The 22,898-nt window shown below is 65.3% G+C and carries 25 protein-coding genes and 1 pseudogene; 14 read left to right on the forward strand and 12 right to left on the reverse strand.

The window, feature by feature from the left end; all coding sequences use genetic code 11:
• The 5 genes and pseudogenes from CH305_RS29355 to CH305_RS02735 form a co-directional block, all read left to right on the forward strand.
• Positions 1-113 (forward strand): annotated as a pseudogene (locus CH305_RS29355) (citrate (Si)-synthase); the annotation flags it as partial.
• A gap of 69 nt (positions 114-182) precedes the next feature.
• Entirely contained in the window at positions 183-1,301 is a 1,119-nt protein-coding gene (serC, locus tag CH305_RS02720; protein ID WP_094702521.1) for a phosphoserine transaminase, read from the forward strand.
• A 96-nt stretch (positions 1,302-1,397) separates the two neighbouring features.
• On the forward strand, positions 1,398-2,069 hold the full coding sequence (locus CH305_RS02725) for a rhomboid-like protein (RefSeq protein ID WP_094702523.1): 672 nt from the start codon (positions 1,398-1,400) through the stop codon (positions 2,067-2,069).
• Positions 2,070-2,180: 111 nt separating this feature from the next.
• Entirely contained in the window at positions 2,181-3,074 is an 894-nt protein-coding gene (gene sepH, locus CH305_RS02730; RefSeq protein WP_094702630.1) for a septation protein SepH, read from the forward strand.
• A gap of 114 nt (positions 3,075-3,188) precedes the next feature.
• Positions 3,189-3,950 (forward strand): hypothetical protein, encoded by a 762-nt coding sequence (locus CH305_RS02735; protein WP_242640357.1) that lies wholly within the window; start codon positions 3,189-3,191, stop codon positions 3,948-3,950.
• A 5-nt stretch (positions 3,951-3,955) separates the two neighbouring features.
• Here the strand turns inward: CH305_RS02735 and CH305_RS02740 are convergent, their stop codons facing one another.
• Together CH305_RS02740 and CH305_RS02745 are read right to left on the reverse strand one after the other, a co-directional pair.
• Positions 3,956-4,225 (reverse strand): DUF2537 domain-containing protein, encoded by a 270-nt coding sequence (locus CH305_RS02740; RefSeq protein ID WP_037154985.1) that lies wholly within the window; start codon positions 4,223-4,225, stop codon positions 3,956-3,958.
• Positions 4,222-5,025 carry an RNA methyltransferase gene (locus CH305_RS02745; RefSeq protein WP_094702525.1) on the reverse strand — a complete coding sequence of 268 codons (804 nt, stop codon included), beginning with the start codon at positions 5,023-5,025 and terminating at the stop codon, positions 4,222-4,224. Before CH305_RS02745 ends, CH305_RS02740 begins: the two co-directional genes overlap by 4 nt.
• Positions 5,026-5,100: 75 nt before the next feature.
• Here CH305_RS02745 and CH305_RS02750 point away from each other — a divergent pair, with 75 nt between their 5' ends.
• The gene (locus tag CH305_RS02750; RefSeq protein WP_094702527.1) at positions 5,101-6,300 is read left to right on the forward strand and encodes a GNAT family N-acetyltransferase; all 1,200 of its coding nucleotides are present in this window, start codon (positions 5,101-5,103) and stop codon (positions 6,298-6,300) included.
• Here the strand turns inward: CH305_RS02750 and CH305_RS02755 are convergent.
• The 4 genes from CH305_RS02755 to CH305_RS02770 are packed head-to-tail and all read right to left on the reverse strand — an operon-like array spanning position 6,297 to position 10,004.
• On the reverse strand, positions 6,297-7,622 hold the full coding sequence (locus tag CH305_RS02755) for an MFS transporter (RefSeq protein WP_143545227.1): 1,326 nt from the start codon (positions 7,620-7,622) through the stop codon (positions 6,297-6,299). The genes CH305_RS02750 and CH305_RS02755 overlap by 4 nt on opposite strands.
• Before the next feature lie 44 nt (positions 7,623-7,666).
• Positions 7,667-8,314, reverse strand: a complete 648-nt coding sequence (locus CH305_RS02760; RefSeq protein ID WP_032404402.1) for a response regulator transcription factor — start codon at positions 8,312-8,314, stop codon at positions 7,667-7,669.
• Positions 8,311-9,453 carry a sensor histidine kinase gene (locus CH305_RS02765; protein ID WP_094702531.1) on the reverse strand — a complete coding sequence of 381 codons (1,143 nt, stop codon included), beginning with the start codon at positions 9,451-9,453 and terminating at the stop codon, positions 8,311-8,313. Before CH305_RS02765 ends, CH305_RS02760 begins: the two co-directional genes overlap by 4 nt.
• Positions 9,450-10,004, reverse strand: a complete 555-nt coding sequence (locus CH305_RS02770) for a CcdC protein domain-containing protein (protein WP_032404404.1) — start codon at positions 10,002-10,004, stop codon at positions 9,450-9,452. Before CH305_RS02770 ends, CH305_RS02765 begins: the two co-directional genes overlap by 4 nt.
• A 167-nt stretch (positions 10,005-10,171) precedes the next feature.
• Between CH305_RS02770 and CH305_RS02775 the strand changes: the two genes are divergently transcribed.
• Genes CH305_RS02775 through CH305_RS02795 form a run of 5 tightly spaced genes read left to right on the forward strand, consistent with a single transcriptional unit; the run spans position 10,172 to position 13,878 of the window.
• Positions 10,172-10,399: a hypothetical protein gene (locus CH305_RS02775; protein WP_094702533.1), complete on the forward strand. Its 228-nt coding sequence runs from the start codon at positions 10,172-10,174 to the stop codon at positions 10,397-10,399.
• Positions 10,396-11,331 carry an ABC transporter ATP-binding protein gene (locus tag CH305_RS02780; RefSeq protein ID WP_094702535.1) on the forward strand — a complete coding sequence of 312 codons (936 nt, stop codon included), beginning with the start codon at positions 10,396-10,398 and terminating at the stop codon, positions 11,329-11,331. Before CH305_RS02775 ends, CH305_RS02780 begins: the two co-directional genes overlap by 4 nt.
• Positions 11,328-12,101 (forward strand): ABC transporter permease, encoded by a 774-nt coding sequence (locus CH305_RS02785; protein WP_094702537.1) that lies wholly within the window; start codon positions 11,328-11,330, stop codon positions 12,099-12,101. Before CH305_RS02780 ends, CH305_RS02785 begins: the two co-directional genes overlap by 4 nt.
• 38 nt (positions 12,102-12,139) lie before the next feature.
• A complete protein-coding gene (locus CH305_RS02790; protein WP_052077780.1) occupies positions 12,140-13,276 on the forward strand; it encodes a sensor histidine kinase in 1,137 nt (378 codons plus the stop codon).
• The gene (locus tag CH305_RS02795; RefSeq protein WP_032404407.1) at positions 13,273-13,878 is read left to right on the forward strand and encodes a response regulator transcription factor; all 606 of its coding nucleotides are present in this window, start codon (positions 13,273-13,275) and stop codon (positions 13,876-13,878) included. The genes CH305_RS02790 and CH305_RS02795 overlap by 4 nt, the downstream gene beginning before the upstream one ends.
• A 6-nt stretch (positions 13,879-13,884) precedes the next feature.
• On the opposite strand, the gene CH305_RS02800 is transcribed toward CH305_RS02795, so the two are convergent.
• Genes CH305_RS02800 through CH305_RS02810 form a run of 3 tightly spaced genes read right to left on the reverse strand, consistent with a single transcriptional unit; the run spans position 13,885 to position 17,146 of the window.
• Positions 13,885-15,156 (reverse strand): MFS transporter, encoded by a 1,272-nt coding sequence (locus CH305_RS02800; RefSeq protein ID WP_032377417.1) that lies wholly within the window; start codon positions 15,154-15,156, stop codon positions 13,885-13,887.
• A gap of 57 nt (positions 15,157-15,213) precedes the next feature.
• Complete coding sequence (locus tag CH305_RS02805; protein WP_032377418.1) at positions 15,214-15,660, reverse strand: MarR family winged helix-turn-helix transcriptional regulator; 447 nt, start codon at positions 15,658-15,660, stop codon at positions 15,214-15,216.
• A 34-nt stretch (positions 15,661-15,694) separates the two neighbouring features.
• Positions 15,695-17,146: an NCS2 family permease gene (locus CH305_RS02810; protein WP_094608410.1), complete on the reverse strand. Its 1,452-nt coding sequence runs from the start codon at positions 17,144-17,146 to the stop codon at positions 15,695-15,697.
• A 59-nt stretch (positions 17,147-17,205) separates the two neighbouring features.
• Here CH305_RS02810 and CH305_RS02815 point away from each other — a divergent pair, with 59 nt between their 5' ends.
• Together CH305_RS02815 and CH305_RS28890 are read left to right on the forward strand one after the other, a co-directional pair.
• The gene (locus CH305_RS02815; RefSeq protein WP_032377420.1) at positions 17,206-17,445 is read left to right on the forward strand and encodes a DUF2530 domain-containing protein; all 240 of its coding nucleotides are present in this window, start codon (positions 17,206-17,208) and stop codon (positions 17,443-17,445) included.
• Between the two features lie 140 nt (positions 17,446-17,585).
• Positions 17,586-17,729, forward strand: a complete 144-nt coding sequence (locus CH305_RS28890; protein ID WP_155289340.1) for a hypothetical protein — start codon at positions 17,586-17,588, stop codon at positions 17,727-17,729.
• Here CH305_RS28890 and CH305_RS02820 read toward each other — a convergent pair.
• The 3 genes from CH305_RS02820 to CH305_RS02830 are packed head-to-tail and all read right to left on the reverse strand — an operon-like array spanning position 17,698 to position 22,005.
• The gene (locus CH305_RS02820) at positions 17,698-18,249 is read right to left on the reverse strand and encodes a phosphatase PAP2 family protein (RefSeq protein ID WP_179278158.1); all 552 of its coding nucleotides are present in this window, start codon (positions 18,247-18,249) and stop codon (positions 17,698-17,700) included. The genes CH305_RS28890 and CH305_RS02820 overlap by 32 nt on opposite strands.
• Complete coding sequence (locus CH305_RS02825) at positions 18,239-20,968, reverse strand: sacsin N-terminal ATP-binding-like domain-containing protein (protein WP_094702540.1); 2,730 nt, start codon at positions 20,966-20,968, stop codon at positions 18,239-18,241. Before CH305_RS02825 ends, CH305_RS02820 begins: the two co-directional genes overlap by 11 nt.
• Positions 20,965-22,005 (reverse strand): DUF3027 domain-containing protein, encoded by a 1,041-nt coding sequence (locus CH305_RS02830; RefSeq protein WP_094702542.1) that lies wholly within the window; start codon positions 22,003-22,005, stop codon positions 20,965-20,967. Before CH305_RS02830 ends, CH305_RS02825 begins: the two co-directional genes overlap by 4 nt.
• 41 nt (positions 22,006-22,046) lie before the next feature.
• On the opposite strand from CH305_RS02830, the gene CH305_RS02835 reads away from it, so the two are divergent.
• On the forward strand, positions 22,047-22,895 hold the full coding sequence (locus CH305_RS02835; RefSeq protein WP_373454531.1) for a glutaminyl-peptide cyclotransferase: 849 nt from the start codon (positions 22,047-22,049) through the stop codon (positions 22,893-22,895).
• The last annotated feature ends 3 nt before the right edge of the window (positions 22,896-22,898 follow it).

Genomic DNA, 22,898 nt, shown 5'->3' on the forward strand with positions numbered 1-22,898 from the left:
CGCACATCCTCGAGCAGAAGCGTCTGGGCAAGCTCGTCCGCCCGGCCGCCCTGTACACCGGCCCCGAACCCCGTACCCCCGAGTCCGTCGACGGCTGGGAACTGATCCGGTAGTCGAAGCCGCGGCGGCACCCGACTAGCCTATGGGTGCCATATTCCATCGACGCTAGGACGCGCTACTCCATGGCCGATTTGCCGATCATTCCCGCCGATCTCCTGCCCGCCGACGGACGCTTCGGTTGCGGCCCGTCCAAGGTTCGCCCCGAGCAGCTGCAATCCCTGGTCGACGTCGGCGCGTCCGTGTTCGGCACCAGCCACCGACAGAAGCCCGTCAAGGACGTCGTCGGACGCGTACGCAGTGGCTTGAAGGACCTGTTCTCGCTCCCCGAGGGCTACCAGGTAGTGCTCGGCAACGGTGGCACCACCGCGTTCTGGGACGCCGCTGCGTTCGGCCTCATTCGCGAGAAGTCGCTGCACCTCACCAACGGCGAGTTCAGCTCGAAATTCGCCTCGGTGGCCAAGAACAACCCCTTCATCGGCGATCCCATCGTCGTCAAGGCCGAGCCGGGCAGTGCACCCGAGCCCACCTCCGACCCGTCCGTCGACCTCATCGGTTGGGCACACAACGAGACGTCCACAGGCGTGGCCATCCCGGTCAGCCGTCCGGCCGGCTCCGAGAACGCCCTCATCGCGATCGACGCCACCTCCGGTGCGGGCGGTCTTCCGGTGAACGTCGCCGACTCCGACGTCTACTACTTCGCGCCGCAGAAATGCTTCGCCGCCGACGGTGGACTGTGGGTCGCGCTGATGAGCCCCGCCGCGCTTGCCCGCGTCGACGAGATCGCCTCCAGCGGCCGGTGGGTTCCGGACTTCCTGTCTCTGCCGATCGCCGTCGACAACAGCAGCAAGGACCAGACGTACAACACCCCGGCGGTGGCGACACTGTTGCTGTTCGCCGATCAGATCGAGTGGCTCAATGGCAAGGGCGGCCTGGATTGGGCCACCAAGCGCACCGCCGATTCGTCCTCGCGCCTGTACGACTGGGCCGAGAAGAGCGAGTTCGCAACGCCGTTCGTGACGAACCCGAATCACCGCAGCCAGGTTGTCGGAACCATCGACTTCGACGAGAAGGTCGACGCAGCTCAGGTCGCCAAGATCCTGCGCGCCAACGGCGTCGTCGACACCGAGCCGTACCGCAAGCTCGGCCGCAACCAGTTGCGTGTCGGTATGTTCCCGGCCATCGAGCCGGACGACATCACCGCACTGACGAAGAGCATCGACTGGGTCGTCTCCGCGCTGTGAGCTAGTTGCCAGCAAGCTCCCAGCTGGGGTGCTCCCTTCGAGGCCTACACTTGCATTCAAGTACGCAAGCGTAACGACCTCGAAGGGAGCGCTCGTATGTTCAGGCTCCTGGCATTCGCGCTGCGGATTCGCGTGACGCTGGTCTACTGCATCCTCGCGGCGGCAGGCACGGTAGCGCTCGGCCAGATCGGGCCGCACGACCGGTGGCACGTGCTGCATGCGGCGAGTACCAACCTCCACAATCTGACCGACGGCCACCTCGCCACCCTCGTCACGAGCGTCTTCCTCACCGAGGGTCGGGTGAATTGGCTGTGGCTCGCCGGAGTCGCATTCCTGTTCGCCGTCGCCGAATGGATATCCGGTTGGCGACGATTCCTGGTCACGTTCAGCGCCGGCCAAATCGGCGCGACGGCTCTGGTTGCGGTCGGACTGTTCATCGGCATACGCGTCGATTGGTTGGCCGACTCACTGGCAATGGCAGTCGACGTCGGGGTCAGCTACGCAGCTGCAGCGGTGGCCGGATCCATGATTCGTTACCTACCGATGCCGTGGCGGCTGGGCTGGGCCGCGCTCTGGATCGCGGTCGTCGCCGTCAGCGGAATATCGAACCCGTCGTTCACCGCCGTCGGACACGCGGTCGCCCTGAGCATCGGCCTCGGCCTGGGCACGTTGTACTTACAGAGGGACGCATCGATGTTGCGTCACAAGACAATTGACGCAACATCGGCCGATCGAGTGCAGCCGAGCCCGCAGCTGTCTACTCTCTGATGGAGAAACGATCGCCGGCGCAGCGACGCGTGTCGAACACCCACCGAGGACACCCGGTGAACTATGGTCGAATTCGACGGTATCGCGAGCCGGCGCGATGAGGAGGTCACAGTGCGAGACTTACACGTGGTGGGTCTCGAGGCCGACGGAAAGTTCGTCGTGTGCGCAGATCCCAAGACCGGCGACAGATTCCGGCTTCCGGCCGACGACAAACTCCGCGCGGCCTCACGCGGCGACATCGCTCGACTAGGACAGATTGAGATCGAAATGGACAGCTTGCTTCGGCCGAAGGAAATCCAGGCTCGAATTCGAAGTGGAGCGACCATCGAACAGGTCGCCGCCGATTCCGGAATGGCCGTCAGCCGCGTCGAGGTGTTCGCTCACCCCGTTCTGCTCGAACGCTCGCAGGCCGCGTCGATGGCTCAGGCCGGTCATCCGCTGCGCCACGACGGACCCGCCGTCCAGACTCTGCTCGACATCGTCACTCTTGCCTTCCGAGCTCGTGGCCACAATCTCGACGACGCCGAGTGGGACGCGTGGCGCGACGAGGACAACAAGTGGGTCGCACAGCTGAAGTGGCAGGCGGGACGCACCACCAACAAGGCGCACTGGCAGTTCCTGCCCGACGGACACGGCGGCACCATAGCGCCGCTCGACGACACCGCACACGAACTGATCGACCCCGACTTCGGACGCCAGCTACGTGGCCTCGCTCCGGTACGCGCCCTCGCGCCCGCAACGGCAGACGACGAGGCCTCGCAGCAGAGCTTCGACGAGTACTACGGAACCACCTCGGACAGCGAACTCGACGCCGAGACGGTCGAGATCGAGGCCGACGAGACCCCGGCCCCCGAAGTCGATCAGCCGCACGAGCCGGTGGCCAGAGACCCCAAGCCCGCGCCCAAAGCTGCACCCGGTCACGGCGGTAAGGACAAACGCGGCAAGCCGGCCATGCCGTCCTGGGAAGACGTCCTGCTCGGCGTCCGTAGCAGCGGTCACAACTGACTTCGTCGATGCACAACTGACTTCGTCGAATGACCGATTTACCGCTCGGTGACAAATTGCCGACGCTCACGCCGTAGGCTTCCGACGAAGCTTACGGAGAGAGAGGTGCCGGCAGTGGGGGCCAAAGCGTCAACGATCTGGTACGTGGACACACCGGATCCGATTTCTGTCCTCCGAGAGGCGACCACCTCGGACTGGAATGCTGCGACGGCCCTCGTCGGCCGTCTGTACCCCCACCTGACCGCTGTGCCCCTCGCCCAGGGTCCGATATCGACATCGGCGGGTGTGGACGACGATCACGTCTTCATCGGCTGCTATCCGGGCGTGACCGTGGTGTGCGGGTCCAATATTTCGGTCCCGACACCATCGACGCTTCCCGAATCCTTCACTCGCCCCCTGGCATCCGAGCACACCTATCTCGTCGCATCGGATCCCCAGCACGCGTGGGGCGCGTTCGCCTACTGGGAACGCGGTGAATTTCGTCGATCGTTCAGCGCTACTCCGGTGTACATCTACGAGGACGCGGGCCTACCGCTGGTGTGGGAGCGGTCGTTCTGGGCCGGTGAGCATCCGCTGATCTATCCCCCCGGAGTGATGCCGGATCCTCAGTCTCTGCCGTTTCACCCGCAGGAATTCGCCGAGGCCGCCAACGCCCAATGGCTCGGATTCCGCTACACCGGTGCCCCGCACCCCGGTGAATTCGATCCGGCCACACTGCCGGTCTGCGGCTTCACGATGTACGTTCCCGGGCAGGAGCCACCGCCGCCGAACCAGCAGAGCCGAGGCTCGAACGGATCGAGTGGCCAGGCCCCCATGCCGGACGCCTCGGACCAGACGGCACCGCGACCGAAGAAGCGTTGGTTCTCGCGCAAATAGGCGAGTCAGAAGGCCAGGGCCGCGAGTGCCACGAAGCTCAGTAGCGCACCGGCACTCGCACCGTAGACGGCCCAGCGCCAGACCGGGACGGCGAGCCACCGCAGGACCGTCGGGGCTGCGCCTGCCACGACGATGATGTTCAAGCCGATCGCGAGCAGTGGTTGAATTCTGGCCAGTTCCAGGCCGAATACCGTCAGGGCCACTGCCACCAGTGTCGCCGAGATCAGGGCGATCGGAAGACCGGTCCAGCGAACACCCGGGTCGCGGTCGGTCACGTCAGACGCACCCGTTCGTAGAACCCCATTGCCGCAGCCGTCGCGACGTTGAGTGAATCGGTACCCGGTGCCATCGGGATACGAGCCCGAATGTCTGTGGCGCGCATGGCATGTTCGGTCAGACCCGGACCCTCTGCGCCGAGCAGCAACGCGACCTTCTCCCCCGTCATCGCCGTGGCCAGCGATACGGCCTTCGGATTGGGCGTCAGTGAGATCAGCTGAAAACCGTGCGCGCGAACACGATCGAGACCACGCGGCCACTCGGGCACCTTCGCGAACGGCACGCGCAGAACGTGCCCCATCGACACCCGTACCGACCGCCGGTACAGCGGATCGGCGCACGCGGCACCGAACAGCACGGCATCGACGCCGAGGCCGGCCGCATTCCGGAACATCGACCCGAGATTCTCGTGGTCGTTGACGCCCTCGAGAATCGCCACCGTGTTCGCGCCGGCCAGCACCTCGTCCAGTTCGAGGGCCTGCGGCCTGTTCGCCGCCGCCAGCACTCCACGATTGAGATGGAAGCCGACGACCTCGGCCATCACCTCGGCCGACGTCCGATAGAACGGGACATCCGATTCTGCGAGATCGTCGCGCAACGCGTCGAGTCGTCGATCCACGCCGAGCAGGCTGATCATCGGGAAACGCGAGGTCAACAGGCGCTGCGCGACAAGCACCCCCTCGGCGATCACCAAACCCTTGCCCTCGGGCAGATCGGGTCGCCTGTCCGAGGAGTTGAGGTCGCGAAAATCGTCCAGCCGGGGGTCGAAAGGATCGTCGACATCGATTACATGAACCACCCGCTCATCTTGTCACCCGGCCTTTCCGGCAGTCCGTCGGCGAAGGCCTACATCTGTATGGAAAAGTAAAGAGCGATGACTACCGACGAATCGATCACCATCCGCACCGCCTCCGACCACGACTGGGATGCCGTCGCGCTACTCGACGCCCACGCGTTCGGCGAGCACCAGAACGCCGAGGATCTCGCCGAGACGCAGATCCTCACCAAGTCCGAGCACGTGTACCTGGCGTGGGACGGCGAGACCCCAGTGGGTGTCGCCATGCACTTCCCGATGTCGGTGACCGTTCCGGGTGGCGCGCAGGTCGAGGCTTCCGGAGTTTCCTGGGTGTCGGTCGCACCGACGCATCGCCGACGCGGCATCCTGCGATCGATGTTCACCCAGCAGCACCGCGCTCTGAACGACGCGGGTGCGCCGCTGTCTTTGCTGACAGCCAGCGAGGCGACGATCTACGGACGCTTCGGGTACGGGCCGGTGACCGAGGAGATCAGCGTCTCGATCGACCGCCGGTTCGCGCAGTTCCGCAAGGACGCTCCCCCGGCGACGGGTGTGCGGCTGATCGAATCGGCCGAGGCCACCGAGCTGCTCCCGGACATCTACCACCGGTGGCAGCAGCAGACCGCAGGTGCCCAGCCCAAGCCGCCGATCCGCTGGGAGCGCTTCTTCGCCGATCGCGAGAACCGACGCGACGGACTGACCGCACTGTTCTTCATCGTCCATGCCGACGGCTACGTCGCCTACCGCCGCGGACGCAATCCCAGTCGGGTGGTGGTGCAGGAATTCATCGCCGTGACCGACGACGCGTACGCCGCGCTGTGGCAGATCCTGGTGGGGGTCGACCTGGTCGACACCATCGAGGTCAGGCAGGCACGGGACGAAGCACTGCCGTTCCTGCTGACCAACAACCGGCTACCGAAGGTCACGGCTCACCACGACGCTCTGTGGGCCCGCATCATGCACGTCGAGGCAGCGCTCGAGGCGCGCACGTACGCTCTCGACACGTCGCTGATCATCGCCGTGCGAGATCCGTTCCTCGACGCCGGCGGTACCTACTCGTTCACCGTGACCGATGGCAAGGCGACCTGCACCCGGGTGGAATCCGAACCGGACATCGAACTCGACATCGATGTGCTCGCCAGCATCTACTTCGGCACGCACCGGGCCAGGTTGTTCGCCGCGGCCAATCGCCTCACCGCCCGCAACGAGGAATCTCTGCATGCGCTGGATCTGACGTTCGGAACAGCACGCCCGGCCGTCATGGGTTGGGGTTTCTAGACCGTCCCGTTCGGCTTGTCGAGCGCAGTCGCCGAGCCGCCCTTCATCCGGAGGGCGGCGTACAGCGTCACCGCGAGCAACACCGTCATGTAGGCGATGAACTCGGCACTGCCGTGGCCGCTCGTGGCGTGGTAGATCAACGGTGCCGTGCCCCCGAAGAGGGAGTTCGCGACGGCGTAGCCGAAGCCGACGCCCAGCGCTCGGATGTGTGGGGGAAATACTTCCGCCTTGGCGATGCCGTTCACCGACAGGTAGCAGGTGAGCACGAAGAACGAGCACACCAGGATGACGAAGACCGCGGGCGGGGACGTGACCCGGGTGGTGGCCAGCACCAACGCCCCGGTAGCGGGTATCCCCAGCGACCCGAATACGACGAGCAAGGGCTTTCTGCCGATGCGGTCGCTCAGTGCACCGCCGACCGGCTGCAGCACCATGAGCACAACGAAGGCCGCGAGTACGAGGCCGGTCGCGGTGAGCTCTCCCCTGGCCCCGTCCGCGGCGAAGAACGTCTCGCGAACGATCGAGGGAACCGTGACGGTGTAGGTGTAGAACGCCGCGCTTCCTCCCGCGGTCAGCAGGAACACCCACAACAGCGGACGCCAGTGATCGCGAAACAGCGCTCCCATCGTGGCGTCCCGGTCCGCCTGCGGTGCCGTCGGTTCTCGCGGGGCGCGATCGAGTCCGCGCGCCCACCACAGAGACGCCAGGCCGGCCGCGCCTCCCGCGGCGAACGCGAGGCGAAAGCCCCACTCGGAGATTGCCGCACGGTCGGTGCTCGCGAGCAGCACGAGTAGGCACGTCTGCGCGAGCACGAGGCCGCCGACGATGGTCGCGGCCTGGAACGAGGCGAAGAACCCGCGATGACCTCGGGTGCCCGACTCGGAGAGCAACACCGTCGCCGCCGCGTACTCGCCACCGGTTGCGATGCCCTGGACGATGCTCACGACCGCGAGGATCACCGCTGCCCAGGCACCGATGTCGTGGATCGTGGGAGTGACCGCCAGAGCAACCGATCCGGCCGACATGAGCGTGACCGCCGCGACGAGCGCGAACTGTCGGCCTCGAACGTCCGCGAGCCTGCCGAACAGCCACGAGCCGAGCGGGCGCACGACGAAGGTCAGTGCGAAGAGTCCGTAGACGTACACGAGTGAGTTCGTCGAGGCCGGATCGAAGAATTCGGTCCGAAAGTACGGCGCGAACGTCGCGTAGAGGTACAGGTTGAACCACTGCACGAGGTTGGGCACCGAGCCCACCAGAATGACGCGCATCTGTGTACGACGGCCGGGTCCAACTGCCGGCCTCGCCGGGTCGGTGCGATTCACGAGCTGAAAGTACCCGAACAGGTGCGTTCCCGCAGGTGAGCCGCTTATCCCGCCAAACCGTGGGTGAATGCGAAGTGCACGGCCTGAGCCCGGTCACGTAGTTGTGCCTTGGCGAACAGATGATTGATATGTGTTTTGACCGTCGCCTCGCTGACGAACATCTGCTGAGCGATCTCCCGATTCGAGAGGCCGGCGGCGATCGCGCGTAGGACGTCCAGCTCGCGTGGCGTCAACCCGGCCGGGATCTGCTGCGTGCGAGGCGCTTCGACGGCTCCGAGCAATCGTGCCTGGACCTCCGGGTTCAGCACCGCCTGCCCCGCTGCTGCCGCTCGCAATGCCGCCGCGATCTCGACCCGTCCGGCGTCCTTGGTGAGATATCCGCGTGCGCCAGCGCCGAGTGCATCGAGTATCGAGCGTTCGTCCGAGAAGGTCGTCAACACCACCACGGGCAAGTCGGGGAAGCGCCCCTTCAGGATTCGCGTGGCTTCGATTCCGTCGGTTCCCGGCATCCGCAGATCCATCAGCACCACGTCGAGGGGATCGTCGCTCATCGCCGCGGTCACCTCGGTGACCGCGCTCGCTCCGTCGGCAGCGGTCGCAACCACGGTGATGTCCTCGATGAGGTCCAACATCGTGGCCAGCGCCTCACGCACCGACGCCTGATCGTCGGCGATCACTATCCGAATGCTCATGCTCTCGTTTCCGTATCCGGTTCTGCGCGGTTGTGCAGAGGAACCCGGGCACGCACGATCCAACCGCGCCCGTCGGGACCGGCAGTGACCGACCCGCCGACGAGCGCGGCGCGCTCGCGCATACCGACAAGCCCCATTCCTGTGCTCTCGACCGGGTCCGGTGGCGACAGGGCTGGTCCGTTGGCCACGGAGAGTTCGACCGATCCGGCATCGAACCGAAGCACTACATCGACAGCAGCCCCGGGGGCGTGGTTGCGTGCGTTGGTCATCGCCTCCTGCGCGCACCGAACCATGAACTGGGCCTGCGGAGTATCGAGATCGCACGCCGTGCCGTCGACACGGAAGCTCGCGTCCTCGCCCACGAGAGCGGCCAACGTCGGCACGAGGGGCAGCGCATCCTGACGCAAAGTCTGTACGGCACGGCGGGTCTCGGTGAGTCCTTCCCGAACGAGACTCTGCGCCTTGCCCACTGCCGCTCTGGCCTCCTCGGCGCGGCCGGCGTCGAGCAACGCGTCGGCGACTTCGAGTTGCATGTTGACCCCGGACAGCGAGTGCGCGAGTACGTCGTGAATGTCGCGGGCGATGCGGGCACGCTCGGCCAGGGCATGCTCGCGGAGTTCGGCATCGGTGGCGCGGCGCGCATTACGCAGTGCGTCCAGCCGACTGCGCCGTGAGTACCCGATCAGCACCGGCCAACCCGCGAACAGCCCTGTAGCCCATGGCCATCCGTCGACACCATTGTGCTCGGCGATCCACAGCGCGGTTGCGCACGCCACGCTGAGCGCGATCGCGAACGGGAACGAGATCGACGGCTTGAATCGCCACCCCGCATGTCCCGCGAACAGAAACGGGAACAGCGTTGCCGCAGTGGTGCCCCCGAGGGGAAGCATCGCTGCAGACGCGACCAGCGCGACACCCGCACCGACCAGAGACGAACGCGGACCCACGAACCGCCGCGGAATCGCCGATGCCATCAGCACGGCACTGTTGACGACGAGCAGCGCGAGCAGAATCGGATTGCTCAGGTCCGAGGTGGCAAAGGCCGCGACGATCACGATGGCCGCAACATACGGCCGGCTCGACAGCCTGAGGCTGTCGAGCGTGGGCAACCGTACGTCGGGGTTGGGTGCCGATGTCACCGAATCTTCGTTCCTCCGCCGCGAACCCGATTGTGCATGTCGGACAGCGTAGGCGAGATCGTGTGGTGACCGGACTTGTCGGCGCGCCAGACGATGGTGGCGTCGGAGTGCATGGCGCGGTAGAGAACGGCGATCGACTCGGCGAGGAATCCGATGCCCACGGCCAGCATCGTGGCCTGACCGGCGACGGACGCCGCGGTCGGATCGATGGCGCTCTCCACCGGAATCAGCAGCACGCGGACGGCGATGGCGGCGATCCACAGGCCGATCGACGCGACCGAGTACCGCATCCAGGCCGTCCCGTCCCGCTCGGAGATTCTGACGGTGTAGCCGCGGATCACGCCGAAGCCCACGCCGACGATGCAGCCGAGGAGCAGGAACCCGATGGCCGTGGCCGACAGGTCCGTCGAGTTCAGTGATGCCAACCCGACGAGCGCCAGAATCGCCGGCAGCACCAGCATGCGCCGGGCTTCCATGAGCTGGCCGGTCATGCGCCGCACCAGCAGGTATCCGACCAGGAGGACTACGAGAGCAATCGTTGCAATGTTCATGGCAGTAACGCTACGAAGATCGCGGTGCTGGCGAATCGACCCACGGGTGGAGATCGGGTGGAGAACGACAGTCATGACTTTTGTCATGGCTGGACCGTGACGGTGTCACTTCAGGTCATGATGCGCTGCACTGTTTTCGGTGGTTCGGGCGCAGCAGACTCGTAGTCATGAAGCAACCAGACGAAGGAAATCTGTTCACCGATCTGATGGAGCTCGGACCGGCTCCGACCATGGCGCGTGAGATCGTCGTCATCGTCATCAGCCTTGCCATTGTCGCCGTGCTGTTCGCGGTCGTCGGTAGGTCGCTTCCGGCGTTCGTCGCACTCGGCGTCATCGTCGCCTTCATGGGCGTCCGGTTCGTCATCGGACTGCGCCAGTGGGGAAAGCAATCATGACCATCATCGACGTCGACGGCATGACGCGTCGCTACGGCTCGGGCAAGAACGCATACGAGGCCGTCCAGGCTCTCGATCTGCATATCGCCGAAGGTGAGCTGTTCGGACTACTGGGCACCAACGGTGCCGGCAAGACCTCGACTCTCGAAGTGATTCAGGGTCTTTCGCGGCCCAGCAAGGGCACGGTACGGATCATGGGAATGGACCCTGTGGCCGATCGCCGTAAGGTGCGGCCGGCTCTGGGCATCATGTTGCAGAAGGGTGGCCTGCCACAGGATCTGACGACCGCCGAGAGTCTGCGAATGTGGGCCGGCACCTGCAGCGATCCGTTGCCGGTGACCGAGGTACTCGGTCGCGTCGACCTAGCCGATCGCGCCGATACTCGGGTGAAGTTTCTCTCCGGCGGCGAGCAGCGCAGGCTGGACCTCGCCTGCGCGATCATCAGCCGTCCGCGCATCCTGTTCCTGGACGAGCCCACCACCGGTCTCGATCCCGAAAGTCGCCGCAACACATGGCGGTTGATTCAGGAGCTGAAGAACTCCGGCGTGACGATCATGTTGACGACGCACTACCTGGACGAGGCCGAGTCGCTGTGCGATCGACTCGCGATCATGCACCGCGGCAGGGTTGTTCGCAGTGGCACCGTGGACGAGGTGGTCGCCGACCATCCGGCGAAGATCGAACTGAAGGCCCCGGGCACGGCACTGCCGTCGCTGCCGGGCACGTCGATGGACGTCTCGGGTGACACGATCTCGATCCAGACGTCCTCGGTTCAGGAGACGCTGACCGATCTGCTGCTGTGGGCCCGCACCAGAGGGGTGACGCTCCACGGCCTGGACGCCCGAGCGGCATCACTCGAGACCGTATTCCTTTCCATCGCAGATGAATTCGACAAGCCGGACTTCACAGACCAGAAGGTGATGAGCGCATGAACACGATGACCGCCCTGTCGCGAGCAGAGTTCACGCTGCTCGGACGCAACCGAGTACTGCTGTTCAACGCGGTCGTCATGCCGTTGATCTTCCCCGTCGTGCTGCTGATCGTCGGCAGCCGGGGCGACGACGGACTGACCGACACCGGCGTCGGAGCGGCGCTCGAGATCTTCGCCCTGTTCCTGTTGGTGTTCATGGTCTACTACAACATGCTCTCGATCTACGCCACACGTCGAGACGAGTTGGTGCTCAAGCGACTTCGTACCGGGGAGAGCTCGGACGTTCAGATCCTTCTCGGACCGGCGATACCCTCGCTGATTCTCACCGTCGCACTCGGTCTGATCGTCGGTGCCGTTGTGGTGGCCTTCGGCGGCCCGGTTCCCGCCAATGCTTTGCTCGTCGCCGTTGCCCTTCTCGGCGGTGCCGCATTGTTCGCCGCTCTGGCATTGATCACGTCTGCCTTCACCCGCAACGCCGAAGCGGCGCAGATCACCAGCCTGCCGGTCATCCTGATCGCCATGGCCGGTTCGTCCCTGCTGCGCGACGTACTTCCGGATTCGCTGAGCAAGGTCATCGAACTGACTCCGATGGCGGCCGTGTCGGACCTGTTGAATCTGGGCTGGTTCGGTACCACCACGCCCGGCGACACGTCGATCGGATTCGCCGGCACCTTCGGCGAGGCCGTTATGCCTCTCGCGGTGATGCTCGCCTGGATCGTCGGGAGCGTCCTGATCGCCCGTACGCACTTCCGCTGGGAACCGCGGTCCTAGATCGCACCTGTCGCCGTCCGTCTGCAAGGCTGGAGATCATGAAGCTGTACGAGTACCTCAATCCACTGCACGGCTGGAACGACAGCAGTGCAGTGGACAAGGTACGCGTCTACACCCGCCAGTCCTTCCTGCTCATCACCGTCGGTGTTGCCGGCGGCGCGATGCTGACAACGCTTCAGTACGACGATTATCTATCGACGGCGGCGGCAGCAGTGTGTGCCGCCGCCGCTTTCGTAGTTGTGCAGCGCACCCCCGCACTCGGCGGCGAGTCGACGGCCAACCCACGAATCCCGTTGGCGATCATGGCCGTCGCCGCTGTAGTGCTGGTTGCCGGAGGGACCACGAGCAACGCACTGTGGGCCGCCGTACTCGTCACCACTGCGGTCGCGACCCTGATTCCGTTGCGATGGTCCCTGGCCGCGGCCGTGGCCGCCGCTGCGCTTGCTGCGGCTCTGGGAACCCCGGCAGTGGAAACTCTGATACTCGGCATCTTCATCGCCTTCATGGCGTTCACCGTGCAACTGTCGGCGTGGTTGCTGCGCATCGTCACCGAACTCGACGCCACCCGCGACGCCGCCGCCGCCCTCTCGGTGGCCGAGGAGCGTTTGCGATTCTCGCGAGATCTGCACGACGTCGTCGGACGCGCACTCTCGGCCATAGCCGTCAAGAGCGAACTCGCCGCGACGCTGGCTCGTCGGGGGGACGACCGAGCGGCCGGCCAGATGGACGAGGTTCGCGTTCTGGCCCAGGAATCCATGGCCGACGCCAGAAAGCTGGTCCGGGGCTACCGATCGGTCGATGTGGCGTCGGAACTCGACGGAGCTCGATCACTGCTGTCCGCGGCAGGCATCTCCACCGAACTGGTCGACGAGACCTCGGTCCTGTCCGAGCGTGCGGCCGAGGCGGCCGCCTGGGTGGTCCGCGAGGGAGTGACGAACATTTTGCGACATTCCGCGGCCACCTACTGCCGGATCGAGCTGACCGACAACAGCATTCGACTGATAAACGATCATCCGCAACCATCGACCGGTCGCGACGACGGCACCGGCCTGAGCGGACTGCGCGAAAGGTTGGTCGCAGTCGGAGGCACCGTGACCGCGGAACAGACCAGCGACGACTTCACCCTCACGGCGATTTTGCCGACATCAACCCAGAACCCGAGGACCACACCATGATCCGAGTCCTGTTGGCCGACGACGAGAATCTGATTCGATCGGCGTTGGCGACCATGCTCGATCTGGAGGACGATATCGAGATCGTCGGTCAAGCCGACTCCGGCGAGATGGCACTGACCGTGGCGGCCACCCACACACCCGACGTGGCGGTGCTGGACTTGCAGATGGGCGGGATCGACGGCATCGAGACGGCCCAGAAGATTGCCGAGACACTGCCCGCCTGCGCGTCGATCATCGTCACCAGTCACGGTCGGCCGGGCTACCTGAAGAAGGCGCTCGAAGCAGGCGTGCGGGGGTTCCTGCCGAAGACCACCTCGGCCGCCACCCTGGCCGAGGTGGTGCGCACCGTGCACGGCGGCGGGCGCTACGTCGATCCGACACTCGCCGCAGAAGCCATCGGGGCCGGGGACTCACCGCTCACACCGCGTGAGGCCGATGTGCTCGAGTTCGCCGCCGACGGCGCGTCGATCGCGGAGATCGCACAGCGCGCGCATCTGTCGCCGGGGACCACTCGTAACTACCTGTCCGCGGCGGCCGCGAAACTCGGGGCGGCGAACCGGCACGAGGCCTGCGCACTGGCCCGACGCCACGGGTGGATCTGACGAGCGTCAGACCTTGCTTCCGACGGCCACCGTGTCGAGAGTGGGCAGCCGGTGACCGTCTGCAGGCGGCACCACGGTGATCCGCAAGTTGTTGTGCCGCAGTAGATACACGGCTGCGAAGAGACCCGTCGCCAGTGAGATGACGCCGCCGAACACGAGCGGTGCGCGAGGGTCGAGGACGTCGGCGAGCCAGCCGAGCACCGGGCTGCCCAGCGGGGTTCCACCCAGGAAGCACAGCATGTAGATGCCCATCACGCGCCCGCGCATGTCGGACGGTACCGACATCTGCAGAATGTTCATCGCCGACGTCGTGAACGTCAGCGTCAACGCGCCGGTGGGCACCAACAGAATGGCCACCAGAACGTAATTGGGCATCAACCCCACGAGCAGTTCGAACAGCCCGAACGCGATGACGGCACCGATGAAGAGCCGCAATCGCGGAGCCGTGGCGCGCCGGGCCGCCAGGGTCGCTCCCGCCAACGTGCCGACCGCGAGGGTGGTCGAGAGCAATCCGTATGCGTCGGCTCCGCTGCCGAACGTGTTGCGCGCCAACACCGACAGACTCAGGGGAAAGTTGAGTCCGAACGTCGAGACCATGAACACCGTCGCCAGCAGCACGCGAAGGTCTCCCCGTCCCCAGACGTACCGGAAGCCTTCACGCACCTGCCCTTTGGCTCGCGGGGCCGGTTCGACACGGAAGAGCTGGCCGACGTTCATCGCCACCAGGGCACCGAACACCGCGGCGAACGACACCGCGTTGATGAGAAACACCCAGCCGGTACCGACGAGGGTGATGAGAACTCCGGACACCGCAGGCCCGACGATCCGCGCCATGTTGAACGTCATCGAGTTCAACGCGATCGCGTTGGAGAGAGTTTCCTTGCCGACCATCTCGATGGTGAACGACTGCCGCACCGGCGCGTCGATGGCGGACGAGCAGCCGAGGATGAAGGCAATGACGTAGACGTGCCACAGCTCGACCATGTTGCCGACGTCGAGCACGCCGAGCACCAGACCACAGACTGCGGCGAACACCTGGGTGATCATGAGGAGCTTGCGCTTGTCGTACCGGTCTGCCAGTACCCCACCCCAGACCGAGAGAAACAGCGTCGGCCCGAATTGCAGGGCCATGACGATGCCGACGGCGAAGCCGTTGCCGCCGGACAGCGTCAGCACGAGCCAGTCCTGGGCAACCCGCTGCATCCACGTTCCCACCAGCGAGACGATCTGCCCCGACGCCCACAATCGGTAGTTGCGAGTCTTCAGAGCAGCGAACATCGACGAACCGGATGTAGAGGAAGCAGGGGCCACCATTCAGATAATAAACCTAGGTAACTACTCGGAGTCGCTCACCAGGGCACCGATGATGTTCACCGCGTCACGCAGGATGTCGAGTTGCTCGGCTGTGAGGCCCGCGAGCTGGGCGGTCATCCACGCTTCGCGCGCGCTCGCCTCGTCGGCAATGAGCTCTTGACCGGCAGGCGAGAGCGAGACGATCACCTGGCGCCCGTCGGTGGGGTGCGGAGTGCGCACCACGAGGCCGAGTTCGGCCAACGACGCGATCACTCGCGTCATCGACGGCGGCTGCACCCTCTCCCGCGCAGCCAACGCACCGGGCGTCATGTCGCCCTCCCGGCTCAGCGTGGCCAGAGCCGACAGCTGCGTCAGTGATACTTGCGAGTCCACTCGCCTACCTCGAAGGTGGCGAGTCAGCCTCACCACCGCAAGCGACAGATCGCTTGCCAATTCCCGGTTGTCTTTAACTACGTTTCCCGACGTCACAGCGCAGAGAATACGCCCTGGTACCGACCGCGCGTCATGTAACCGCCTCGGTGATGGGTCCCACCGCGAAATATGCAACAAACAGCAGTGCAACAATCCACAACAGGGGATGTACCGACTTGGCACGGCCGGATCCGACCGCGAGTACCACCCAGGTGATGAAACCGACGCCGATCCCGTTCGCGATCGAGTAGGTGAACGGCATCACCACGATGGTCAGGAAGGCGGGCAGCGCGTAATCGAAGCGTCGGAAGTCGATGTCGAGTACCTGCCCGATCATCAGCGCACCCACCACGACCAGCGCCGGAGCGGCCGCTTCGATCGGGACGACGGCCGTGAGCGGAGTGAAGAACATGGCCAGCAAGAACAGTAATCCGGTGACCACGTTGGCCAGCCCCGTGCGGGCACCCTCGGCGATTCCGGACGCAGATTCCACGAACACGGTGTTCGACGACGCCGACGCACCGCCACCGACGATCGCGCCGGCACCCTCGACCACCAGAGCCTTACCGATGTTCGGCAGTTTCCCGTCCTTGTCCAGATTCGCTTCCTTGCCCAAGCCGGTCATCGTGCCCATCGCGTCGAAGAAGTTGGCGAGCACGAGCGTGAACACCAGCAGGCTTGCCGCCAGCACGCCGATGCGTGTGAACGCTCCGAAGAGATCGACGTTGCCGACGAGCGACAGATCGGGAGACTGCACCAACTGGCTCGGCAACTGCGGCACCGACAGATTCCACCCCTTGGGGTCGACGCCGTTGGAGGGTCCCACATCGGTGACGGCCTCGACGATCGCCGCGAAGATCGTCGTGACGACGATGCCGATCAGCAGTCCGCCGCGGACCTTGCGCACCACCAGTACACCCATCAGCAGCAGCCCGAACACGAAGATGACCGTCGGCCACGACGCGATCGACCCGTCGATGCCGAGCCCGACGGGAACCGTCGTACCTGCGGCGTCGGGGATACGGCGCACGAAGCCGGAGTCGACCAGCCCGATGAACGCGATGAACGCGCCGATACCGGCGGCGATCGCTGCCTTCAGCTCCGCCGGGATCGCGTTGAAGACCGCCGTGCGGAACCCGGTGACAGCCAGCAACACGATGATGATGCCGTCGATGACCACCAGCCCCATCGCCTCGGGCCACGTCACCTGAGGTGCGATGGTCACGGCAAGCAACGTGTTGATGCCCAGGCCTGCCGCGATACCGAAGGGGTAGTTCGCGATGATGCCGAAGGCGATGCTCATGAACCCGGCCACCAGCGCTGTCACAGCGGCAACCTGGGCCACCGGCAGAATGTTGCCGAGCACGTCGGTCTTGGCCGCTGCGTCGTCGGCGGAGAAGCTGCCGAGAATGAGCGGATTGAGGACGACGATATAGGCCATGGCCACGAAGGTGACCACGCCTCCCCGTACCTCGGACCCCACCGTCGAGCCGCGCTCGGTGATCTTGAAGTAGTTGTCGAGTAGCCGCGACGACAATTGCATGAGCGAACGATAAAGCACACTGCGAGACTTGGGGAAATATGGTGGCGTAGCGTGATTTTGTGGCCGACCTCCCCCAGATCCCGCGCAGCCTCACCGATCCGGTTCCGGTGTTGGCGATCGGCATACTCGGCTGGATCGTCGCGCTGGTCGTGTTCACCGCCACCGGAGACCGCACCGGCGATGCGCTCGCCACGTGCTGGTCCGGCATTGCGGTCGGTGCCGTAGGGTTCGGAATCTTCCTGATGCAGAGAGCCGCGTCACGTCGTGGGAGCAAAACCGCCCAGCGCGGCCTCGATTGAGACCAGCATCACGTTAGCCCGATCACCACACCGCCCCTGACGTGGGCAAACTAACCCCTCAGCCGGTTGAGTAACACAAAGTTAACGTGGACCATGGGTTATGTCAGTTAAACAACCTCTTGATCCACGAAAGCCAGGCCATGAAGCTCGTCTCTCAGTACCGCAACCGTCGCAACCACGTCCGCTCGCTCCGCGCCCTCTACGCACGCGCCAATGCTGTCTCCAGCCCGGCCATGCGCGACGAGCTGCTCGTCATCGCCCAGCGCTCTGATTTCTCGCGCTGATCAGCCTGACGGCATAGATCCATCCCAGCCCCCACAGGGCACCGAACACCCAGCCGGCCAGCACGTCCGTGGTCCAATGCGCACCCAGATAGATCCGAGAGAACCCGATCAGCAGGGACGCGACCACCGGTAGCGCACGCAGTACCGGCCGATGCAGCCACGGATGCGGCGATCGCATCATCACCGCGATCGCCACCGTGGCAAGCAACATCGACATCATCGCGTGGCCCGACGGAAACGAATGGCTCGCAATATCCACCAGCCGCTCCGGCATCGGTGGGCGCTCCCTCGCGAACGCGAATTTGAGCGCATTCATCAGACCCCAGCCGGTGAGCATCGACCCCGCGACGACCACGGCATCCGATTTGCGTCCGACGCGAAGCACCGCAACGACGACCACCGCGGACAACAGAAACATCGACACCGTGTTGCCGAGTGTGGTGATGATCCAGAACATTGTGGTGAGCCAGTCGACTCGATGCCCGACCATCCAGTCCAGCACTGTCGCGTCAAAGCCCACGAGGTCGCTCCCAACTCGCCGCACAATGGACGGTTCCGTCTGCGGTAACCCATAACGGCACGGCGTGGTCACCACTGACGTCCCCGGTCGATCGGACCACCAGTTCCCGGTGCACCACCACCCCTCCTGATGGCAGCGGCAATCCCATTACTGCACAGGCCAATACCGCTCCTGGTTCGCGGTCCCAGGCGCTGACACGTCCGACTCCGAGCACTTCTCCGCTGATCGCCTCCGACGCAGGCCTGATGTCGAGAACGTCCGCCAGAGCGGCCGCGGTAGAGATGTCCGAGAGAACTGCAACCTCCGGCGGTACGACGCTTGCCAGCCACGGCGTGTCGATCACCAACGCGTCCGACGCGTCGATGACTGCTCCGCCGAGAGTGCGAACTCGATCCGGTGGATCGATGTCGGCGACGTCGATGCGCCCGTCGACAACTGCGGTCGCGATCAGCGTGTGAGTACGTGCGATCACCGCGGGACTCGGATGCCTCTGCGGATCCGAGAGAGCCTGCAGCAGTACACGAGCTGTCTCGACGCTCTCGCACTTCGGCGCGGCGAGCACCGCCTCCAACTCGTCGGCGCGCGGGTGATCCAGCGGATCGAGCAGGCCTGCGAAAGTCTCGTCGGACGGCGCACGGAACGCACTCAGGGGCACCCTCTGCATTCGCGCATGACGCCTGAGCCACCACGCGGTGTAGCCGTCCCGATCGGTCAGAGCCGCACGGGTACTCGGATCGTCGAGCAGAACGGTCAACGCCTCGGACCATGCGTCCGAACGAACGAGATCGAGATCTCGGACTGCGAGCAGCGTGTCCGGTTCCGCGGACAGGCCGGACCACCACGCCGACTCGTCGTCGAGGTCGTGATCGGGCCCCGTCGGCAGCTCGTCGCGTACCACCGAGAAACCCCACCCGACGCCCACCGCGCGCAGCGCCCGTTCACCGAACCTCGTCACCACCGCAGGCGCGAGTACGCCGAACGGTGAATCCTGCACCAGCAGCTTCGCCAACGGCGCTCCGGGAAGCAACAATTCGTCGGCACTGCGCAGCTCGCCGTGCTCGTCTTCGAGTGGCAGGCCGCCGATCCAGCCGGGCAATTCACCCGCCTCTGCGGCCAGGGCGAGAACGGCATTCACCAGAGTCTCGACGTCGTCGTGGCTGTCCCAGTCGAGATCGTCGAGTGCCGCCTCGAGGGCCGGGTCCGTCAGCAATTCGAATGCAGTTGCCGCGCGGGCACCGAGCCGCGTCAGCAGCGGACTCACTGCACCCGGATGCACCAGACGCACCCACGTCACCGCTGCCGAGGCGTCGGAGCCGATCACCGTTGTTCGTGCACCGGTCACCGTGCGGCCATCTGCCAGCGGAACAGGCAGGGCAGCAAGCTCTTCCGCAGCAACACCGTCGACGACGAGGGGCGTCAACGCGTCGTACAACTGCTGCCACCACTGCGGCTCGCGATCCAGGCCACCGAGCATCTCCGCCAGCCCGGCCAATCCGATCCGGTGCACCCCCACTGCCGAGAGCGCCGACGCGTGGCGCGCTCCCGACAGCGTCGCGTCGACCAGATCGGGTACGACGTCGATCAGCACCGAGGCGAGTTCCTCGGAGGCGTCCGCGACGACATTCGACCGCTCGGGTACGAGGTCGCGTCCGTGCGCACCGGGAAGCCATGGCGCACTGGACAATCGGCGGAAGATCAGCTCTCGCAACTGCCCATCGACCTCGCTTCGAGCGAATCCGACCTCGGGCACGAACGTCACCCGCGACGGCGCAGGCAGTGACGCTACGAATTCTGCGTACCCGCGTGCCACCGCATCGAACGAGGCACCCGGCAGCACGCGCCGCCGGTCCGGCTGCATCGGCACATCGGCAATCACCAACGCGGGCAACGACAACAGCTCGTCCGATCGGGTGGGAGCCCGCAACACGTCGGGTGACGCAGGAACCGGTAGACCGTCGACCACCGGAGCCAGCCAGCGCGCGGCAGGGGTGGTGAACTGTCGCCATGTTCGTGATCCGATCGCGATGTCGGCACTCTGGGCATCGAGTGTCGTTCTGACACAGTCGATCACAACGCCCTCGATCTCGATCGAGTCCAGCGCTTCGAGTTCGAGAAGCAAATCCACGGCCTCGTCCGAACATCCGGACGCAAAGGAGTCCGCGTCCGCATCCGTTCGCGGCGTCAACACGATCTCCGTGTCGAACCCCGCAGCGGGCGGTTCCGCCACCGGCCACGCCAACCTCAATACCGGCACGCCCGCCTCGGGCATGGCCATCCCGCGCTCGCGCAGCGCAGCCGAGGTGCGCCGCGCACTGAACAGCACCCCGCCGCCCAGCGATCGCACCTCGATCTCGTCGGACACCGATCGCACCGCGGTGAAACCGACTCCGAACTGCCCGACGCCTCCATCTGCAGCGGACTTGGCCGACGCTCTCAGGGCCGTCAGTGCATGTACACCGGAAACATCGAGCGCAGCACCGGTATTGGCGATGTGAATGGAACCGGCGTCATCGGTCCAGACAGCCAACCGTCCCGAAACACCCGCCCGCGACGCCGCGTCCGCGGCGTTCTGCGCGAGCTCGGTCAACAGCCGATCGCGGTAGCCTCCGCGCGCCAGATCCGACTCGGACGCCGAATCCTCACGAAGTCGCGTGGGCGACGAACCCCAGGCCGCGAGAATCGACTCGCGCAGCGACCCGGTATCGAACGGGTCGATCAGCTCGGCGATACCGAATCCTCTTCGTGCTCAGTCTCATCGGCCACCTCGGGTTCCACAGACTCGGTAGATACCGGAGCCGTTTCACCGGCCGGTACGTCTGCTTCCTGAACTGCCTCCACCTGCACGGCCTCGGCCTCGGCCTCGGCCGACGTTTCTGTTCCCTCGGTCGATCCGTCGGACCCGTCCACACTGTCGGTGGTCTCGCCCGTGGAAGCGGTCTCGTCCGACGCAGTCGCCTCGACCGGAGTACTTGTCTCGGCCGGAGGCGTCGGCGCTACGGTGACGTCGAGAGCCGCGTCGTCGTACGGCTCGAATTGCGGTGATCCTGCTCCGGTGGGCAGTTCGGTATCGGAATGCGCTCCGCAGCCGTACTCCGCATGCACCACGCGCCCGTCGGCGGCGAATTCGTTGCCGCACACACCGAATGCGGCAGACAACGATCCGGCGATGGGTAGGTAGAAGCCACACAGCCCACAGGTCGACGGCGCGGCCTTGGCCATCTCGGCATCGGGACCGAAATCGCCGTCGTGCCAGCGTTGGGCGGCGTCGAGACGTCCTTCGAGGCTGGTGACCTTCGTTCTACCGAGACCGATCTCGCCGGCAACGTCGTCGATGGCGGGATCACCGGAGCTGACGTAACCCGGCACGAGTCGTGGGTCGTCCTGCCGTGGAGACAGCAGATCGCCAGGTCCCAGATCGCCGGGACGGATACGTTCGTCCCAGGGCACCCAGGACGGTGCCACCAGAGCGTCGGGGCCCGGCAGCAGAACCAACTCGCTGACCGTGGCGCGGTCGGCGTCCTCCGGGGCCGCGACCACGACGGCCCACTGCCACCCTCGGTAGCCCTCGAGATCGCTGGCGAACCGGTGAGTGGCCGCGCTGGCGTCCTCGACGGTGACCCCGAGATACTCGCCGACACCTCCCTCTCCCAGGTCGAGCAGAGCCTGCCGCGCGAGGTCCACGGCATCGGTCAAGACGGGGCGGATGGAATCGAGCTCTGGAGAAGATACGAAACTCACACATTCAGTTTGCCGCATCGACTCGGTGACGCCCAGTTCGGGCTGCCATCATGGATGCAATGACCGTCCGCGCTCGTACCTTCGCCGCCGTCCTGATCTCTGCACTCGCGGTCACCGCCTGCTCGTCGCCATCGGGATCGACGACCGCAGCTCCGACGACCTCGGACTCGGTGCAGACCCTGACTGCAGACGTCGTGCGCGAATACGACCGCGGCGACGACGCGTTCACTCAAGGATTCGAAATCGACGGTGACGTGCTCTACGAGGGCACCGGGCTGGAAGGCTCGTCGTTCGTCAGGCGCACCTCACTCGAGAACATGACCGAGCTGGAGCGGGTCGATCTGCCGTCCGACCTGTTCGGCGAAGGGATCACCGTCGACGGGGACACCCTGTGGCAGATCACCTGGCAAGACGGAGTCGCCATCGCCCGCGACCGGGACACCCTGACCGAGCAGCGTCGAGTGAACTACGACGGCGAAGGCTGGGGACTCTGCACCGAAGGTCGAGGAAAACCGGACGACCGCCTCGTCATGAGCGACGGCACATCCACCCTGACCTTCCGCGACCCCACCTCTTTCGACGCCGTCGACACGGTGGACGTCACACTCGACGGCAATCCGGTGGAACGGCTCAACGAGCTCGAATGTGCCGAGGACGGCTCGATCTACGCCAATGTGTGGCAGACATTCGACATCATGCGCATCGACCCCGAGACCGGCAAAGTGACGGCCGTCATCGACGGCACACCGCTGTGGAATTCGATGTCCGACTCCGATCGAGGCGGAGCCGACGTCTTCAACGGCATTGCACAGATTCCGGGTACCGACCGATTCCTCGTGACCGGAAAATTCTGGCCCAAGATCTTCGAGGTGCGATTCACCGATACCGCGCCCGTAGGACAGAATTGACCC

Source organism: Rhodococcus sp. 15-649-2-2, assembly GCF_002258645.1.
Lineage (GTDB): Bacteria > Actinomycetota > Actinomycetes > Mycobacteriales > Mycobacteriaceae > Rhodococcoides.

Bases quoted from the DNA above. Each gene is read 5' to 3' on its own strand.
- CH305_RS02760 (WP_032404402.1), bottom strand. From the start codon at position 8,314: ATGAGCATTCGGATAGTGATCGCCGACGATCAGGCGTCGGTGCGTGAG.
- CH305_RS02790 (WP_052077780.1), top strand. From the start codon at position 12,140: ATGAAGCTGTACGAGTACCTCAATCCACTGCACGGCTGGAACGACAGC.
- CH305_RS02800 (WP_032377417.1), bottom strand. From the start codon at position 15,156: ATGTTCGCTGCTCTGAAGACTCGCAACTACCGATTGTGGGCGTCGGGG.
- CH305_RS28890 (WP_155289340.1), top strand. From the start codon at position 17,586: ATGAAGCTCGTCTCTCAGTACCGCAACCGTCGCAACCACGTCCGCTCG.
- CH305_RS02785 (WP_094702537.1), top strand. From the start codon at position 11,328: ATGAACACGATGACCGCCCTGTCGCGAGCAGAGTTCACGCTGCTCGGA.
- CH305_RS02835 (WP_373454531.1), top strand. From the start codon at position 22,047: ATGACCGTCCGCGCTCGTACCTTCGCCGCCGTCCTGATCTCTGCACTC.
- CH305_RS02780 (WP_094702535.1), top strand. From the start codon at position 10,396: ATGACCATCATCGACGTCGACGGCATGACGCGTCGCTACGGCTCGGGC.
- CH305_RS02830 (WP_094702542.1), bottom strand. From the start codon at position 22,005: ATGCGGCAAACTGAATGTGTGAGTTTCGTATCTTCTCCAGAGCTCGAT.
- CH305_RS02750 (WP_094702527.1), top strand. From the start codon at position 5,101: ATGACTACCGACGAATCGATCACCATCCGCACCGCCTCCGACCACGAC.
- CH305_RS02725 (WP_094702523.1), top strand. From the start codon at position 1,398: ATGTTCAGGCTCCTGGCATTCGCGCTGCGGATTCGCGTGACGCTGGTC.
- serC (WP_094702521.1), top strand. From the start codon at position 183: ATGGCCGATTTGCCGATCATTCCCGCCGATCTCCTGCCCGCCGACGGA.
- CH305_RS02795 (WP_032404407.1), top strand. From the start codon at position 13,273: ATGATCCGAGTCCTGTTGGCCGACGACGAGAATCTGATTCGATCGGCG.
- CH305_RS02810 (WP_094608410.1), bottom strand. From the start codon at position 17,146: ATGCAATTGTCGTCGCGGCTACTCGACAACTACTTCAAGATCACCGAG.
- CH305_RS02775 (WP_094702533.1), top strand. From the start codon at position 10,172: ATGAAGCAACCAGACGAAGGAAATCTGTTCACCGATCTGATGGAGCTC.
- CH305_RS02770 (WP_032404404.1), bottom strand. From the start codon at position 10,004: ATGAACATTGCAACGATTGCTCTCGTAGTCCTCCTGGTCGGATACCTG.